Origin of the sequence: Staphylococcus lloydii (assembly GCF_015775975.1) — a bacterium.
Classification (GTDB): Bacteria; Bacillota; Bacilli; order Staphylococcales; family Staphylococcaceae; genus Staphylococcus; species Staphylococcus lloydii.
On the sequence record NZ_CP064056.1, the window covers coordinates 1,045,789 to 1,062,893 of the forward strand.

The 17,105-nt window shown below is 31.1% G+C and carries 15 protein-coding genes and 8 tRNA genes; 18 read left to right on the plus strand and 5 right to left on the minus strand.

Annotated features, from left to right (window positions below):
- Positions 1-2,934, plus strand: a complete 2,934-nt coding sequence (locus ISP08_RS05115; protein WP_195717911.1) for an ATP-binding protein — start codon at positions 1-3, stop codon at positions 2,932-2,934.
- Positions 2,934-3,875, plus strand: coding sequence for a 3'-5' exoribonuclease YhaM (gene yhaM, locus ISP08_RS05120; RefSeq protein WP_048792923.1), 942 nt, complete (start codon positions 2,934-2,936; stop codon positions 3,873-3,875). Before ISP08_RS05115 ends, yhaM begins: the two co-directional genes overlap by 1 nt.
- 113 nt (positions 3,876-3,988) lie before the next feature.
- Here the strand turns inward: yhaM and prsA are convergent, their stop codons facing one another.
- The 4 genes from prsA to ISP08_RS05140 all read right to left on the minus strand — a co-directional run bounded on the left by prsA (position 3,989) and on the right by ISP08_RS05140 (position 6,816).
- Positions 3,989-4,990: a peptidylprolyl isomerase PrsA gene (prsA, locus tag ISP08_RS05125; RefSeq protein ID WP_195717912.1), complete on the minus strand. Its 1,002-nt coding sequence runs from the start codon at positions 4,988-4,990 to the stop codon at positions 3,989-3,991.
- Between the two features lie 193 nt (positions 4,991-5,183).
- Positions 5,184-5,753, minus strand: a complete 570-nt coding sequence (locus tag ISP08_RS05130) for a DUF3267 domain-containing protein (protein WP_048792925.1) — start codon at positions 5,751-5,753, stop codon at positions 5,184-5,186.
- Positions 5,754-5,940: 187 nt separating this feature from the next.
- Entirely contained in the window at positions 5,941-6,315 is a 375-nt protein-coding gene (locus tag ISP08_RS05135) for a YtxH domain-containing protein (RefSeq protein ID WP_195717913.1), read from the minus strand.
- 75 nt (positions 6,316-6,390) lie between these two features.
- Positions 6,391-6,816: an HIT family protein gene (locus ISP08_RS05140; protein WP_048792927.1), complete on the minus strand. Its 426-nt coding sequence runs from the start codon at positions 6,814-6,816 to the stop codon at positions 6,391-6,393.
- Positions 6,817-6,945: 129 nt separating this feature from the next.
- Between ISP08_RS05140 and ecsA the strand changes: the two genes are divergently transcribed.
- Positions 6,946-7,683, plus strand: a complete 738-nt coding sequence (ecsA, locus tag ISP08_RS05145) for an ABC transporter ATP-binding protein EcsA (protein ID WP_195717914.1) — start codon at positions 6,946-6,948, stop codon at positions 7,681-7,683.
- Positions 7,680-8,903: an ABC transporter permease EcsB gene (gene ecsB, locus ISP08_RS05150; RefSeq protein ID WP_195717915.1), complete on the plus strand. Its 1,224-nt coding sequence runs from the start codon at positions 7,680-7,682 to the stop codon at positions 8,901-8,903. The genes ecsA and ecsB overlap by 4 nt, the downstream gene beginning before the upstream one ends.
- Before the next feature lie 64 nt (positions 8,904-8,967).
- Here the strand turns inward: ecsB and ISP08_RS05155 are convergent, their stop codons facing one another.
- Complete coding sequence (locus tag ISP08_RS05155) at positions 8,968-9,471, minus strand: signal transduction protein TRAP (protein WP_195717916.1); 504 nt, start codon at positions 9,469-9,471, stop codon at positions 8,968-8,970.
- A gap of 267 nt (positions 9,472-9,738) precedes the next feature.
- On the opposite strand from ISP08_RS05155, the gene hemE reads away from it, so the two are divergent.
- The 14 genes from hemE to ISP08_RS05225 all read left to right on the plus strand — a co-directional run bounded on the left by hemE (position 9,739) and on the right by ISP08_RS05225 (position 17,087).
- Positions 9,739-10,773, plus strand: a complete 1,035-nt coding sequence (gene hemE / locus ISP08_RS05160; protein WP_195717917.1) for a uroporphyrinogen decarboxylase — start codon at positions 9,739-9,741, stop codon at positions 10,771-10,773.
- A 66-nt stretch (positions 10,774-10,839) separates the two neighbouring features.
- Positions 10,840-11,763, plus strand: a complete 924-nt coding sequence (gene hemH / locus ISP08_RS05165; protein WP_195717918.1) for a ferrochelatase — start codon at positions 10,840-10,842, stop codon at positions 11,761-11,763.
- A gap of 18 nt (positions 11,764-11,781) precedes the next feature.
- Positions 11,782-13,176: a protoporphyrinogen oxidase gene (gene hemY, locus ISP08_RS05170; RefSeq protein WP_195717919.1), complete on the plus strand. Its 1,395-nt coding sequence runs from the start codon at positions 11,782-11,784 to the stop codon at positions 13,174-13,176.
- Positions 13,177-13,266: 90 nt separating this feature from the next.
- Positions 13,267-13,824 (plus strand): RBBP9/YdeN family alpha/beta hydrolase, encoded by a 558-nt coding sequence (locus tag ISP08_RS05175; protein ID WP_195717920.1) that lies wholly within the window; start codon positions 13,267-13,269, stop codon positions 13,822-13,824.
- A gap of 327 nt (positions 13,825-14,151) precedes the next feature.
- Positions 14,152-14,225: transfer RNA gene (locus ISP08_RS05180), tRNA-Met, on the plus strand.
- 13 nt (positions 14,226-14,238) lie between these two features.
- Positions 14,239-14,314: transfer RNA gene (locus ISP08_RS05185), tRNA-Asp, on the plus strand.
- A gap of 4 nt (positions 14,315-14,318) precedes the next feature.
- Positions 14,319-14,391: transfer RNA gene (locus tag ISP08_RS05190), tRNA-Phe, on the plus strand.
- A gap of 15 nt (positions 14,392-14,406) precedes the next feature.
- A tRNA-His gene (locus ISP08_RS05195) sits at positions 14,407-14,482 on the plus strand.
- Positions 14,483-14,495: 13 nt separating this feature from the next.
- A tRNA-Gly gene (locus ISP08_RS05200) sits at positions 14,496-14,569 on the plus strand.
- Between the two features lie 11 nt (positions 14,570-14,580).
- Positions 14,581-14,655, plus strand: a tRNA-Asn gene (locus ISP08_RS05205).
- A 1-nt stretch (position 14,656) separates the two neighbouring features.
- Positions 14,657-14,728 (plus strand) — tRNA-Glu (locus tag ISP08_RS05210).
- Positions 14,729-14,775: 47 nt separating this feature from the next.
- Positions 14,776-14,864: transfer RNA gene (locus tag ISP08_RS05215), tRNA-Ser, on the plus strand.
- A 623-nt stretch (positions 14,865-15,487) separates the two neighbouring features.
- Positions 15,488-16,486: a YheC/YheD family protein gene (locus tag ISP08_RS05220; protein WP_195717921.1), complete on the plus strand. Its 999-nt coding sequence runs from the start codon at positions 15,488-15,490 to the stop codon at positions 16,484-16,486.
- Between the two features lie 319 nt (positions 16,487-16,805).
- Positions 16,806-17,087 (plus strand): hypothetical protein, encoded by a 282-nt coding sequence (locus ISP08_RS05225; protein ID WP_195717922.1) that lies wholly within the window; start codon positions 16,806-16,808, stop codon positions 17,085-17,087.
- Positions 17,088-17,105 lie beyond the last annotated feature (18 nt).

The following is a 17,105-nucleotide window of genomic DNA, read 5'->3' on the forward strand; positions in this document are numbered from 1 at the left end:
TTGAAAATAAAATCATTAGAAATATATGGCTATGGTAAGTTTATTGAGAGTAAGATTGATTTTAATGATACGTTAACAGAAATATATGGTGAAAACGAATCGGGTAAATCAACGATCCAAGCATTTATACATTCAATCTTATTTGGTTTTCCAACTAAAAAAGAAAACGAACCACGTTTAGAACCTAGATTAGGTAATCAATATGGCGGGAAATTAACATTAATTCAATCTGATGGTTCAGAAATAGAAGTCGAAAGAATTAAAGGCAGTGCTACTGGTGATGTTAAGGTATACTTGCCAAATGGCGCAATTAGAGATGAAGAATGGTTGAAAAACCAATTAAATTATATTTCAAAACGTACATATCAAGGCATCTTTTCATTTAATGTTTTAGGCTTACAAGATATTCATCGTAATATGAATGAAACGCAACTTCAGGATTATTTATTACAAGCAGGAGCGCTTGGTTCAACTGAATTTACAAGTATGAGAGAATCATTGAACCAGAAAAAAGATGAAATATACAAAAAGAACGGACGTAATCCTTTAATAAATCAACAAATTGAACAGTTAAATGACTTAGAACAACAAATTCGTGATGAAGAATCGAAATTAACAGAATATAAAAGATATGTAGATGATAAAGATAAAGCATCACGTCGCTTAGACAATTTGAAACAAAATTTGGCGCAATTATCTAAGTTGCATAGTCAAAAGCAAAAAGAAGTAGCATTGCATGAGCAAACACAAGAATGGAAATATTTAGAGTCATCACTAAATATAGAACCCGTTCAGTTTCCTGAACAAGGTATTGATCGTTACGAAGCTGCAAAAATTCAAACTCAAAATTTAAAAAGAGACATTGGCTTAAGGCAAGAAAAATTATCACAACTTGAACATGAAAATGAAAATATTGCTGTAGCTAAACAATCAGATATTGATGCGATTAACAGCCTTTATCAACAAGAGAATGAAATAAAACAAAAAGAAATGGAATTAAAATCAATAGAAAAAGAGATTCAAGACAAAGAGCGTGAAAAGATTGGCTTGAAATCTAATATAGGTTGGCAAGATGTTTATCATGATGTTGATAGCTCAGAAGCTATGAAAAGCCATGTGAATGATCAAATCAAGATAAAACAAGAACAATCTGCTTATTTGCAACAATTAGAACGTAGTTTAGAAGAAAATAAAATTGATACTGAAACAAACAATTCTGAATTAACAGCATTAGAGTCAGATATTGTGCCTGACGAAACTTTTGAAAAGAAAAAACAACATAGCCAACAAGTATTTGAGCTACAAGAAAAAAATAATCTTTTCCAAAAGATGAGAGATGCTTTTGAAGTCGAGCAACAAGAAAATCAAAGAAAGCAAAATATGTTAAGAATAAGTTTAATTGTTTTAGCATTAATCAGTGTCGGTTTAACTATCTTTTCATTTGTATCTGCCAACGTAATTTTTGGTGTGATATTTGCGATTTTAGCAGTTGTGTTTGTCGTAGGCATTTTCTTTGTTAAACAAAGAACGATTGGCCATACTGAAACATTCACGAAAGAAATAGAAGATTTAGAATACCAAATTAACCATTTAGAAAATAACTATGATTTAGATTTTGATTTAGATGACCAATTTAGAATCAGAGAACAATGGCATAATGGTGTGAAAAATAAAGAAGCACTAGAGAAAAAAGAATACTATTTAAAAAATAGTATTGACCAAGCTAGACAATCATTTGAAGACGCTCAACAAAATATCGATAATGTCAAAGCTAATTTATATTTATCAGATAAAATTTCTGATGAATTAATCATTGATAGTATCAATACAATGAATAAAATAAAAGAGTATGATAACCATGTTGAAGAACTAAAACAACAACAACAGCAATTAAAGCAAGAATTAGATACGTTTTATAATCATGGGCAAGAAGTTACGAAAAATCAGTTAGCACAGTTCAATACATTATCGTTCTTCCATGACATTAGACAATGGTTGAGTAGCGCTAGAACGAATGTTGAAAAATACAACAGAAACAAAGATCAAATTAATTTGATTTCCAACGAAATTAAACAATTGAATCATCGTTTAGAAGAAAATCAAAACGTTATTACAGAGTTGTTTGCGTTTGTGAATGTTGAAGATGAAGAAGCTTATTATAGACAACATGAGCATCATAAAATTTATCATCAACAATTAAACCGTTTTAATGATTTAACTAAATATCTAGAAAACCAAAATTACAGTTATGAAGATAATTCAAAATTAAGTCAAAAAACGACAGCTCAATTAGCACACGAAGACGAAGTGCTATCTAAACAAGTTGATGACTACAATGATCAGTATTTAAACATGCAATCAGAAGTTAGTGATCTAAATTCAAAAATTTCACATATGGAAACAGATAGCACTTTAGCTCATTTAAGACATAGATATCATATTCTAAAAAATAAATTGAATAATGCTGCGAAAGACTGGGCTAGTTTAAGTTATTTACAAACATTAGTGGATGAGCATATTCAACAAATTAAAGATAAAAGATTGCCACAAGTTATTAATGAAGCAACAAGTATTTTTAATCAATTAACTAATGGAAGTTATGTTCAGGTCACATATGCTAATGATGATTTAATGGTGAAACACCAAAATGGTCAAATGTACTTACCAGTTGAACTTAGTCAATCTACGCGAGAATTACTTTATATTGCGTTACGATTCAGCTTAATTATGACATTAAAACCATATTATCCGTTCCCAATTATCATTGATGATGCATTTGTGCACTTTGATAAGAAACGTAAAGAACGCATGATGGATTACTTACGTAAACTTTCGCAAAGTTATCAAATTTTATACTTTACTTGCGTTAAAGATTCAAGCGTACCATCTAAACAAATCGTTACATTAAATAAATTAGAGGAAGGCGGTAAATAATGCGTAATGTAGAAAAATTAAATCCTGGAGATTCAGTCGATCATTTCTTCCTTATTCACAAAGCAACACAAGGTGTAACAGCGCAAGGTAAAGATTATATGACATTGTATTTGCAAGATAAAAGTGGTGATATAGAAGCCAAATTATGGACGGTCAGTAAAGAAGATATGAACCTATTACAACCAGAAAAAATAGTTCATGTTACTGGAGACGTTATTAACTATCGAGGACGTAAGCAAATGAAAATTAATAAATTTAAATTAGCTACGGAAGAAGATAATGTTAAGACACAAGACTTTGTCGATGGGGCGCCTTTAACACCGGACGAAATTCAAGAAGAAATCTCTCATTATATGTTAGATATTGAAAATGCGAGTTTACAACGTATTACAAGACATTTAATACGTAAATATCAAGAGTCATTTTTCACATTTCCAGCAGCAAGTTCACATCACCATAATTTTGCCAGTGGCTTAAGTTATCACGTGTTAACGATGCTAAAAGTTGCTAAATCAATTTGTGATATTTATCCTACGCTAAATCGCAGTTTATTATATAGTTCTATTATTTTGCATGATTTAGGTAAAGTTAAAGAATTGAGTGGCCCTGTAGCAACGACTTATACAGTAGAAGGAAATTTATTAGGTCATATTTCTATTGCTAGCGAAGAAGTTGCAGAGGCAGCAAGAGAGCTTAAAATAGAAGGCGAAGAAGTGATGTTATTAAGACATATGATTTTGGCGCATCACGGAAAAATGGAATACGGTTCACCAAAATTACCTCATTTAAAAGAAGCGGAAATATTATTTTTCATTGATAATATTGATGCGAAAATGAATATGTTTGATAAAGCATTTAAAAAGACTGAAAAAGGTCAGTTTACTGAACGTATTTTTGGTTTAGAAGGTCGTCAATTTTATAAACCGACATCGTTAGACTAAATTTAAAATCAAGTGAAGTGGGGCATAGCATGATGCTATTTGCTCCACTTTTTTTTAATAAAAGGCTACTTACTTTTTGCATAAAGTAAGTAGCCTTATTTGAATGAATTATATTATTGTCCAGTAGACATTGTTGCGTTACCACCTGAAGTGCCACCTGCTGATTGTTGTTGCTGTTGTTGCTGCTGTTGTTGTTTAATTTTTTGTGGATCTAAAATAGAACCTTCAATTGCTTTTTTAATATCTCTGTCTTTATAGTCAACTTTGTATTCTTTAAGTAATGATTTATAAGCATCTGTTAGTAATTTAGGGTCTTTTTGTACTTTTTCTTGAATTAATTTAGATTTAAGTTTACCTTTTTCTTTATCAAAGTCAGATTCTTTATCTGCTTTAATAATATGGTAACCATAATCAGTTTTTACAATTTTAGAAACATGACCTTCTTTAAGTTTGAAGAGGGCTTTTTCAAACTTGCTATCCATTTGACCTTTGATAACGTAGCCTAAGCTACCGCCTTTTTTAGCTGATGCCTTGTCTTGAGATTCTTTTTTCGCAATTTCGCTAAATTTGTCTGGGTCTTTTTCAACTTGCTTTTGAATATCTTCAGCTTTTTTCTTCGCATCTTTATCAGATAAACCTTGTTTATCGTCTTTGTTCTCTTTAACTTTAATTAAAATATGAGAACCTTTTTTAGTATCCTCTTTAATTTCTTTATCTGATAAGTTTACTTTATCAGCAAGAAGTTCTTTTTGATATGCTTGTAATTTTTTCTGCTCTTTATAGTCATCTAGCGTCATGTTTTGTTGTTTAAGCATGCTCTCAAATTGGTCTTTTCCACCATATTGTTTTTCTTCTTTGTTAATATCTTTATCAATGTCTTGAGTGTTTACTTTGTCTTTATATTTATCAGCTAATAATTTGTTAAGTAAAATTTGGAATGAACTGTTAGCGATTTGTTCATCTCCTAGTTTATTCATAACATCTGATACTTTAACGTCACCAGCTTTAGATGAAATAAGTGTATTTTCTTTTGAATCTGTAGCATGATTACCGCATGCTCCTAATAAGACAGTACTAGCAGCAACAGGAATTAATATCTTTTTAAATGATTTCATAGTTGGAAACTCCTTTTGTAATAATAACAACGTAAATATAACATAATATAGCGCAATGACCAATTAGAAAGGTAAGATATAGGACTATAGTATTAGGGGATAATCTAAATTTAGCAAATAAAAATAAAGACATTATACAACTTAATTAAGGTTAAGTGGCATAATATCTTTAGTTTGCTCGTTTTTATTGAATTTAAATTCTATCTTTTAATGTTTGGCGAGAATCTACCCAATTTAAAACATTAATACCAGTTTGATGTTCTTCAATATAAGAACCCTCATTTGAAAAAATAATAATTTTTAAATACAGAAAATCCATCACTGAGTATCCAATATTCAGTGCCAATATAAACATAAGATAATGGCCGAATTGTGGGAATAACGATGTAAGATATGCACAAGTTATAGTGATTATAATGAATGGCATAATTAAGTCTAGACAAAAATAATATTTATTAACCGGTGTATTAACATAAGTATTATAAAATGGTATTCGCTTATGTCTTAATAGTTTATATTTTTTAAATGATTTGTAATAGGGCGATAAAAAGATTAAATGTATAGCTTTATGAATCGGATATAAAATTAACACGAAAATCAAAAATATTAAAAAATAACGATCAGTTAATTTAGTATCTGTAAAATAATGCATAATTTCGAAACTAACTAAAAATGTAATAATAGTAGTTACGAAACTTAGGAATGCAATTCTAGGTAACCCAAAACGTGCATTAATATCAATTTGTCGTGAACATAAATACATACCTCATTATCTCCTTGCATTCATTTACTGTTTCAATATACTTCCGTATTATCTACCTATTTAAACATTGCGTCAAGCTAATTTTAGGACAAAAAAATAGAGTCGAGAAACATTGGAATAATAAGACTTTAGGACAGTTAAAATCTTATTAGACAATATCTTCAACTCTATTGAAAATAAGCAAATATTACTTTTCTTCTTTATCAAATGCATGGCTGATTTCTTCGCCACGATTTTGTAAGTTCTCAATGTGTGATTGTAAACGTTCGATGTTTGGATTGATATCAGATTGGAAGTTGCCGATAAGTTCTTTAACTTCGTCACCAATTGAACTACTAAACTCTGTACTTTCAGATTTAATTTGAGATACATAGTTAATAATATCATTAACATTTTGCTTAATAGTATTTACTTCACGGTTAAGCTCAGATTCTGCACCAGTAGGTTGGCCAGTTCTGCCAGCAAGTTGTTGATGGTTTTGTTTTTCTCTATTCATTAGTACAACGCCAACACCAGTAGCAACACCCGCACCTAGGCCTAATAAAATTTGAGTTGCTTTCATATAAATTCTCCTCATTTCTAATATCTCAATTATTAATATTTTTCCTTACCCTTAAATTATAGGAAGTAAGCATAATTAGTCAAATTGTGCAGCTATTTCTTTTGCAATTTGAGCTTTTTGCTCATCATCGATTGAATCTTCATGTGTTTCCCATTTATAACCAAAACCATCAGTATCATTTTCATAACGAGGTAAGAAGTGGAAGTGGAGATGGAATACAGATTGATCTGCAAATTCTCCGTTATTTTGAATGATATTTAAACCGTCTGGATTAAAAGCTTTTTTAATTGCATTAGCAACTTTAGGTAAAGCTGCGCCAATATGTTGCATTGTTTCAGCATCTGTTTCAAAAATATTAGGAGAAGCTTTTTTAGGTATTAGTAAAGTATGACCTTTAGTCACTTGTGAAATATCTAAAAAAGCATAAACATAGTCATCTTCATATACTTTGAAACTTGGTATTTCTCCTGTAATGATTTTACTAAAAATTGTTTCAGTCATAAAATCTACACTCCTTATATTCATCTTATGAACTATTATAGCATTCTATAGTAAACTACGTCATATATCATCTATTTGTTTATCACTAAGTCGTGATTTTTGATACAATATAGTGCATGGAGGTGCCAAATGACAGTAAAAGTTGAAAATTTAACAGGTGGTTATGGTAAAAAACCAATAATTAATGATATCAATTTTGAATTACAAGCAGGGGAAATTGTCGGCTTAATAGGATTAAACGGCGCTGGTAAAAGTACGACAATTAAGCACATGCTTGGTTTATTAACTCCAATGGATGGAAAATTAACAATTTCTGATATCAACATTAATGAAGATGTTGAACAATATAGACGCAAATTATCTTATATACCAGAATCGCCAGTAATATATGATGAATTAACACTAGAAGAACATATTTATATGACTGCAATGGCATATAATATAAGTAAAGAAACGGCAATGGAACGTGCACGCCCATTACTGAAAACTTTTCGCTTAGAAGACGAGTTAAATATCTTTCCGAGTCATTTCTCTAAAGGTATGAAGCAAAAAGTAATGATTATATGTGCATTTATAGTTAATCCAGATTTATACATTATCGATGAACCATTTTTAGGTTTAGATCCATTAGGTATTCAATCAATGCTTGATTTAATGGTTGAGAAGAAAAATGAAGACAGAACAGTTTTAATGAGTACGCATATTCTGGCTACTGCAGAAAAATATTGCGATCGTTTTATTATTTTAGATAAAGGTAAAATTGTAGCCATGGGTGATTTAGATACCTTGAGAAAACAAACAGGTCTACATGATAAAACATTAGACGAAATTTATATTCATGTAACCCAAGGTGGGGAACAATCATGAATTATTCAGCACAAGCGCTCTTTAAATCTAGAAAACTAGAAATTGCCAAAGAGAAGCAGTACTATAATAAATTTATATTTAACGGTCATTTCGGTATATTTTTACTTATATTACTCGGAGCTTTTATTTTAGGATACGGACAATTTCTTAAGTCTATTCCATCGAATTTGAACTTCCCGTTGATAGTCGGTGTGATTTTAGCTCTTACATCGCTATTTCCAATTAGAACATTATTAAAAGATGCGGATAGGTTGTTCTTATTACCATTTGAAAAACATATGGAAGAATATATGAAAAGAAGTCTAGTTTATAGTTATTTGCTACGATTACCTATTCAAATATTAATGTTACTTATATTCTTTCCTTTATTTTACGTATTGAACAATCAATCCTATATGTTTTATATTATGTTTGCCATATTAGCAATCGTTAATCCCTTTATTGGTTTAATATTAAAGTGGGAATGGTACAAATATAAGCTTGAGAGTTGGTCTATTCATTTATTACTATTTATAATTTATCTTTCTGGTTATTATGTAGTATTAGAAGTAAAAAGTATTATAGCAGTAACGACGATTGTTATTTTAATCGCACTCATATACATTCTCCGTTATTGTAATAAAAAGGAACTTTATCCATGGGAGAAAATGATTACTTCTGAAGCGCAGCATCGTATGAACTATTATAAATTTGTAAATATGTTTACAGATGTTAAGCATTTAAAAGAAACTGCAGTGAGAAGAAGTTATCTAGATCCATTATTACGTATTCCAAAGGATAAAAATTTCAATGATAATTATATGTATCTATTTTTATTCTATAGAAGCTTTATGAGAGGAAAGGATGCATTTAATATAATCATCAGATTGGTTGTCATATCTTTAGTATTGATGATTTGGTTAAATCAAATGTTTATCTCAGCAATTATTGGTGCGTTATTTATGTATATTATTATTTTACAAATGGCTCAATTTTATACACAGCAAGCATATGGATTATGGCCGCAAGTCTGGCCAGTAGCAGATAGTAAAGTTATAAAAGGGTATGAACAGTTTTTATACAGACTGATGTTAGTTTTAGGCATAATCTTTAGTATTGTTTACATTATAATACAGCCTACTCAGTTTTATTTTGCGCTTTTATTCTTTATTGTTGGATGGTTAACAATAAATAGTGTGATTAAAAAGTTAAAATATCAAGAAACATTACTTAGAGACTAAAAAAGTGGTTATTCTGATTTTAGCGAGTGACGCCGAAATCATGAATAACCACTTTTTATTATTATTAATTGTCATCAATTGGATACAAGAAGCGTTCGAAGTAACTTGAAAATTGACCACTAGAACCGAAAAATTGACTCAATGATATTTTGTCAAAATGATTGTTAAATAGAGTGGAATTTTTAAAAGTTTCATAAGCACTTCTTGAACTGAAACCAAAATAAATTTTATAAGTTAATCCTTCTATAGGTTTTAAGAATCGGTAAGACTTAAATCCAGCAAATTGTGAGAAATCTGCAGATATACCTAATATCGTTTTTTCTAATTGATATGCATGATCGTCAGTAGTTGGTATGAATAAAACTGCATAAAAATCATCTTTATCTAATTCGCCTTCAGATTCTATAACATCATAAACAATAGGTTCTTTTAAAACTGTTGTACCATCAGTTTCTTCTATTATTACTGATGAATCAGAAGTTGAAAACTGCAATAAATTATGGTCTGGATTATTTAGTCTAATTTGATTTAAATAACCAAAAGTACCATAGGATGCATACATTTTCATAATTTCTTTATCCCCCTTAGTTAATAAGCATGTGTTAAAGATTATAACAAAAAAGGTATATGCACAATACACTTATTTAATTATTTTAAAAATTATGCTTTGTCAATATTATAATAGATTTAAAAAAGAAAACAATAGTCAAAACAATTGTATTTATACAATTTAAACAGTATGGCATTTTTATGACATTTAAGCAGAATAAAATACGGAAAGCAGCGCAATATGATATTATAAATAAGAATGATTATAATGTAGGAGGATTTAACGGTGCATAATAAAAATAAAACAATACTTAATATGATTAAGGGTCAACCCGTTGACCACACACCGGTTTGGTTTATGCGTCAGGCAGGCAGGTCGCAACCTGAGTATAGAAAACTAAAAGAAAAATATTCTTTATTTGAGATTACACATCAACCTGAGTTATGTGCGTATGTTACACATTTACCTGTCGATAATTATAATACGGACGCTGCAGTATTGTATAAAGACATTATGACACCATTACAACCCATTGGTGTAGATGTAGAAATTAAATCTGGCATAGGTCCAGTAATTCATAATCCTATTAAGTCACTAAGTGATGTTGAAAAGTTACAAGATATAGACCCTAAAAGAGACGTACCTTACGTTTTGAATACCATTAAATTATTAACAACTGAAAAATTAAACGTACCATTAATAGGTTTTACTGGTGCGCCATTTACATTAGCTAGTTATATGATTGAAGGGGGACCTTCAAAAAATTATAATTTCACAAAAGCTATGATGTATAGTGATGAAGAAACTTGGTTTGCTTTAATGGATCATTTAGTTAATATTTCTATTTCATATGTAGCAGCTCAAATAGAAGCAGGTGCTGAATTAATTCAAGTGTTTGATTCATGGGTAGGCGCATTAAATGAACAAGACTATGAATACTATATAAAACCTGCGATGAATAAATTAATTTCTGGTATTAAGACACAGTATAACGTCCCTGTTATTTTGTTTGGCGTTGGTGCTAGTCATTTAGTAAATCAATGGAATAGCTTACCAATAGATGTTTTAGGGCTAGACTGGAGATTATCAATTAAAGAGGCAAGCGACTTAAATATCACAAAAACGTTGCAAGGCAATCTAGATCCATCTTTATTACTTGCGCCATGGGATGTAATAGAAGGTAGATTAAAAGATATTTTAGATCAAGGGATGAATTACGGGCAACACATTTTCAACTTAGGTCATGGTGTTTTTCCTGAAGTAAAACCTGAAACTTTACGAAAAGTGACAGAATTTGTACACAACTATACTCAACGATAAGAGTATAATCATAATTAATGAGCAGTGGTAAACGAATTTTTAGTTTAATACAAAGGATGATAAAGCATGGTAAAAACAGTAGGACTATTGGTTATGGCTTATGGGACTCCATATAAAGAAAGCGATATTGAAGATTATTATACAGATATTAGACATGGTAAAAGACCAACAGATGCTGAATTACAGGATTTAAAAGATAGATATGAATTTATTGGAGGATTATCTCCTTTAGCAGGAACGACTGATAGACAAGCAGAATCACTACTTGATGCGTTAAATGACACATATAATGATGTAGAATTCAAACTATATCTTGGGCTAAAACACATTACGCCTTATATTGAAGAAGGCGTTAAGCAAATGCACGAAGATGGTATTGAAGAGGCTGTTACTGTCGTTTTAGCACCACACTTTTCTAATTTCTCAGTAGGCTCATATAACAAAAGAGCTAAAGAAGAAGCGGACAAATATGGAATTACTTTAACGCATGTAGAACATTATTATCATCAAGAGAAATTTATACAATATTGGACTCAAAAAATTAATGACACATTAAATGATATTCCTGAAAGTGAACATGATGAAACTGTATTAGTAGTTTCAGCTCACAGTTTACCAAAAGGTATGATAGAAAAATCAAACGACCCATATCCTAATGAATTGCACGAAACTGCAAAGATTTTATCTGCACAATCTAACATTAAACACGTAGCAGAAGGTTGGCAATCTGAAGGGAATACGGGTACACCATGGTTAGGACCTGACGTCCAAGATTTAACTCGTGAATTATTTAAAGAATATGGATATAAAAACTTTATCTATACACCAGTAGGTTTTGTGTGTGAACATTTAGAAGTTTTATATGATAATGATTACGAGTGTAAAGTGGTTTGTGATGAAATTGGTGCTAATTATTATCGACCAGCAATGCCAGATACTGATCCATTGTTTATTGGTGCTATCGTAGATGAAATCAAAAAATTATTTTAAGAGGTAGAGTGATTTTTAGTGGCAAAAAGTGTTGCAATAATTGGAGCGGGTATTACCGGTTTATCAAGTGCATATTTTATAAAAAAACAAAATCCTAACATTGATGTAACTATATATGAAGCTACAGATAGAGCTGGAGGAAAGATTCAAACATATAGAAAAGATGGCTATACAATTGAATTGGGTCCAGAATCTTATTTAGGTCGTAAAAAGATTATGACTGATGTAGCAGAAGATATAGGATTAAAAGATGACTTGATAACTAACCAGACTGGACAATCTTATATTTACGCCAAAAATAAACTTTATCCAATCCCGGGTGGCTCTATCATGGGTATCCCTACAGATATTAAACCTTTTATTTCTACGAAACTTATATCTTTAAAAGGTAAGCTGAGAGCAGGTCTAGATTTAATTAAAAAGCCTACAAAAATGGATGAAGATATTTCCGTTGGTGCTTTTTTTAGAGATAGATTAGGTGATGAAGTATTGGAAAACTTAATCGAACCATTAATGGGTGGTATTTATGGTACTAACATTGATGATTTAAGTTTGATGAGTACATTTCCACAGTTTAAAGAACGCGAAGAACAATTTGGTAGTTTAATCAAAGGTATGAAACATGAGAAAGAACAACGTATGAAACAACGTCAATTGTACCCTGGCGCACCAAAAGGACAATTTAAACAATTTCGACATGGCTTAAGTTCTTTTATTGAAGCTTTAGTCGAATATGTTGAAAAGTTAGGTGTTAACATTCAATATAATACACCGATTGATGATGTTATCGTGTCGCAACAAAAGTATGAATTGGTTATTGGTGAGAACGACAAAACTTATGATGGCATTATTATTGCAACACCACATGAAGTATTCATGAACTGGTTTAAAGAAGATCCGGCCTTAGACTATTTCAAAACGATGCAATCTACGACGGTAGCAACGGTTGTAATGGCATTTGATGAGCAAAACATTGAAAATACGTATGAAGGTACAGGGTTTGTTATAGCACGAACAAGTAATACAAATATCACAGCATGTACTTGGACAAGTAAAAAATGGCCATTTACTACGCCAACAGGCAAAGTGCTTATACGTGCATATGTTGGTAAACCTGGAGATACCGTTGTCGAAGACCACACTGATTCTGAAATCGTCAACATAGTTAGAGATGATTTAAGCAAGATGATGAAATTTTACGGTGATCCGGATTTTAGTATCGTTAATAGGTTGCCACAAAGTATGCCTCAATATCATGTTGGCCATATAAATAAGATTAAAGAAATACAAGAACACATAGCTACGACTTATCCAAGATTACGTATTACTGGTGCTCCATTTGAAGCTGTTGGATTACCAGACTGTGTTGCTCAAGCAGAAGAAGCTGCTAAAAGTATTTTAGTTGAATTATAAATAATATAGTTGAGGTGTGCATATATGCTAGACGGCAATATGTAACTTCAACTTTTTAATATAAATAAAAATATAAACGGAGTGGAAGATATGACAGACATCGTTATTATTCATTCAAAATTAGGGGATGCAACGAATCATTGGTATGACTGGTTACGCAACAATTTACAGTTAGAAGGATACAACGTTACTTTGTTTGATATGGCAGACGCATATTCTAAACCTCTAGAAGCATGGGTTAAGACGTTGGATGAACAAGTCAATATTAGTAAAAATGATACATATGTTATAACACATGGTTATGGTGCTTTAGCAGGACTTAAATATTTGGAGTTACAAGATATCGATCCTATTGAGGGGGTATTTATCATTTCCGGATTTAAAGAAGATGCTAAAGATTTAGATGACAATTTATCTTTAGATACCGAGTCGCTGGATTATGAAAATATTAGAAAAAAAGCACGCCAATTTTATGGTTTATGTGCAAAAGACGATAAATATGTTTCATATAAAGAAACAGAACGTTTAATGGAAATATTGAAGGGCACTTGCAAAATTAAATCACATGGTGGCCACTTTATAGATGAAGATGGTTTTACAACATTTATTACATTACAAGAAAACATTCAAAAAATAATGTCTAAATAAAGAAAGGGGAATGCTGAAACTCTTAAAAAATGAAGTCATTTTGTGAGGTTTTAACCTTAAAATGATTTTTCAGTAATAAATTTAATATAAATTCATCACTAAAATTAAAATATTATTGTTATAATCCTTTTTTACACTAAAAAGTTCGAGCAAGTTATTGACGGCTTTAAGAAAAATTAATATACTTAAAAAGGCTTAAAAAACAGCTTAACTTTGTTAAGGCCAAGTTAAAGAAATATATATTTATAACAAATATTTATTGACTTGATATTAATAAATATGGTATGATTATTTGGTAAGCCAATCGTAAGTAATTAATATTATTAGCGCGGGATGGAGCAGTTCGGTAGCTCGTCGGGCTCATAACCCGAAGGTCGGTGGTTCAAATCCGCCTCCCGCAATTACATATTTTTTGGTCTCGTAGTGTAGCGGTTAACACGCCTGCCTGTCACGCAGGAGATCGCGGGTTCGATTCCCGTCGAGACCGCCATTATGGTTCAGTAGCTCAGTTGGTAGAGCAATGGATTGAAGCTCCATGTGTCGGCAGTTCGACTCTGTCCTGAACCATTACTTTTAACTTTGGCGGTTGTGGCGAAGTGGTTAACGCATCGGATTGTGGTTCCGACATTCGTGGGTTCGATTCCCATCAACCGCCCCATAATCGTTAACAAGCGGGTGTAGTTTAATGGCAAAACCTCAGCCTTCCAAGCTGATGTTGTGGGTTCGATTCCCATCACCCGCTCCATCTAATATTATTCCACAGTAGCTCAGTGGTAGAGCTATCGGCTGTTAACCGATCGGTCGTAGGTTCGAGTCCTACCTGTGGAGCCATGGCCCCGTGGTCAAGCGGTTAAGACACCGCCCTTTCACGGCGGTAACACGGGTTCGAGTCCCGTCGGGGTCATACAAACAGAAGTGAAAAATCGCTTCTGTTTTTTTATATTTATATATGGAGAGTTGTCCGAGTTGGCCGAAGGAGCACGCCTGGAAAGTGTGTAGGCGCCACAAGCGTCTCGAGGGTTCGAATCCCTCACTCTCCGTTAAGTCGTAATCCCTCGTTATTTTGCGTTAGTAAAACGTTAAAGTAACGAGGGTTTTATTATATCTCCATAATCTTAATTAAATACAGTAAAAATACTTTTACGCCAACGCTACGCCAATATTGGCTTTCATTTTAGTCTGTTACGCCAACGATGTTGGCATAGCTTCTAATGCAGTCATAGCTTTATCTTTTTCGATTTCTGCCGTTTCATCTAGTAGGTGAGAATATATGTCCATTTAACTGCAAGTGAATTAAAGAATTTAAAGTCATCTATTTATACTTTGATTTTGTGTAAAAATGTATTGAATAACAATATATTATTTAGTTATAATTATATTGTGAAAGATAGATTTATTAAATAAAAAATTTTAAAAATCTTAAAGTCACATTAGAATTACTTAGCTTGTTGGTTTTACTTACGTCTAATAAGCATTTAATAAAAATGGTAGTGAGGAAGTATTTAAGCTATCGCAGAAAATAGAAAATGACAATATGAATTTAAAAAAAGATTGATGCACCTGATAAGGAAAACCTACACGTAGTTGGGTGGTTAACTAATACTAAAGCGGTTAAGTCAGGGATAGCGGATGTTATTAGAGATTATACAATAAGGAGTAAAAAATGAATTCGGTCGGAATGTTAAGAACAAACAAGAATCCACTTATATTAGCTAGGTCAGTTGCATATGTGTGTCAACACTATCAAATTGACTTTTTTTATTTTAGCCCAGAGGATGTTGATATAAAGAACAAGAAAATAAATGCTCAATTTTTTGAAAAAGGTAAATGGATTAGGAAAACAGTAGATTATCCATGTGTTGTTGATAATGAACCTATGAAATCAGTAAATAAAGAACTATATGCTTCTCTTAAAGAAAAAGCTATACTAACAACAAATCCTATAGGTGGCAAAAGTAAGGTTTTTAGATTGTTAGAAAATAGTCATTTATTTGAAGATGTCCTAATTCCATATGTTTTAGTAGAAAAACCAGATGATGTATTATTATTTTTAAATAAATATAATAAAATATTATTGAAGCCTGTTTTTAGTAGTCAAGGGAGAAATATAATTGTTATTGAACAATTGGGGGATGTATACAGGTTAATGAATGATAGTATAGCTACTGACTATTCATATGAAGAATTAATAAGCATAATGAAATCGAATTATTTAAAACCCACATACATATGTCAACCTTTTATAGAAACAAAAACGAAAGATGGAAGTCCTTTTGACATTAGGCTACATGTAAGAAAAAATGAAAACGGTAAGTGGCAAAAGGTTAAAATATATCCTCGTATTGGTTTGGGGAAAAATATTACTTCTAACATAAGTCAAGGTGGAGGTATATCACCAATAGTGCCATTTCTTCAAAGTAATTTTGGAGAAGAATGGAGAAAAATAAAAGATAAACTTGAACATTTATGTAAATCATTTCCAAATAGATTTGAAAGTTTATATAACTATAATTTAGATGCATTAGGTATTGACTTAGGTGTCGATTCAAAGGGGAATATTGGATTATTCGAGGTAAATACTTATCCAGGACAACAGTTTTTTTATGCAGAGGATGCAGAAGTAAGAGTGGCATATTATAGATATTTGTTACAATTAAAATAGTCAAAACCCACCTAAATAAATAGGTGGGTGTTTTTATGCCAATAAAATAGTTTGGATATAGGAGTGTGATTTTCATATTATTTAAGTTCACGAATAAGAATTGTGCTATTGAAATTTGTTAGAGGCAGGAGATTTTTTAGTTTTTGAATTTTTTCTGTACTTTTCAAAATTAGTTTCGTATTATATTAACAAATAAATTGAAACCAACGAGAGCACAATGATATTAAATACATTGAAGTCAAAGTTTCTATATTATCTGAATGTGCTTCATATGTGTAGCTATTAATTATTAAATGAAGAAGTAGGTGAACCTATGAAAATGGATAAAGTCACACACCCAGAATTTGAACAATACCAAAAACATATAGACACTCGTTTCGATAACATTGATAACAATATAAATGAAATTAAGACTTTATTGCGAATTACTAGTAGAGATTTGTGCAAAAAAGTAAATAGCGATAAATTAGAAGTCTTAGATACAGTAGATGACAAAATTGAAGCTAGTATTATTAAAATGAAATACACACAAAATAAGTGGTTTATAATTTCCATAATAGCAATAGGGGGCATGGCTGGTAGAATTTTTGGTTTTTATTAATAGTTAAATTATCATTAC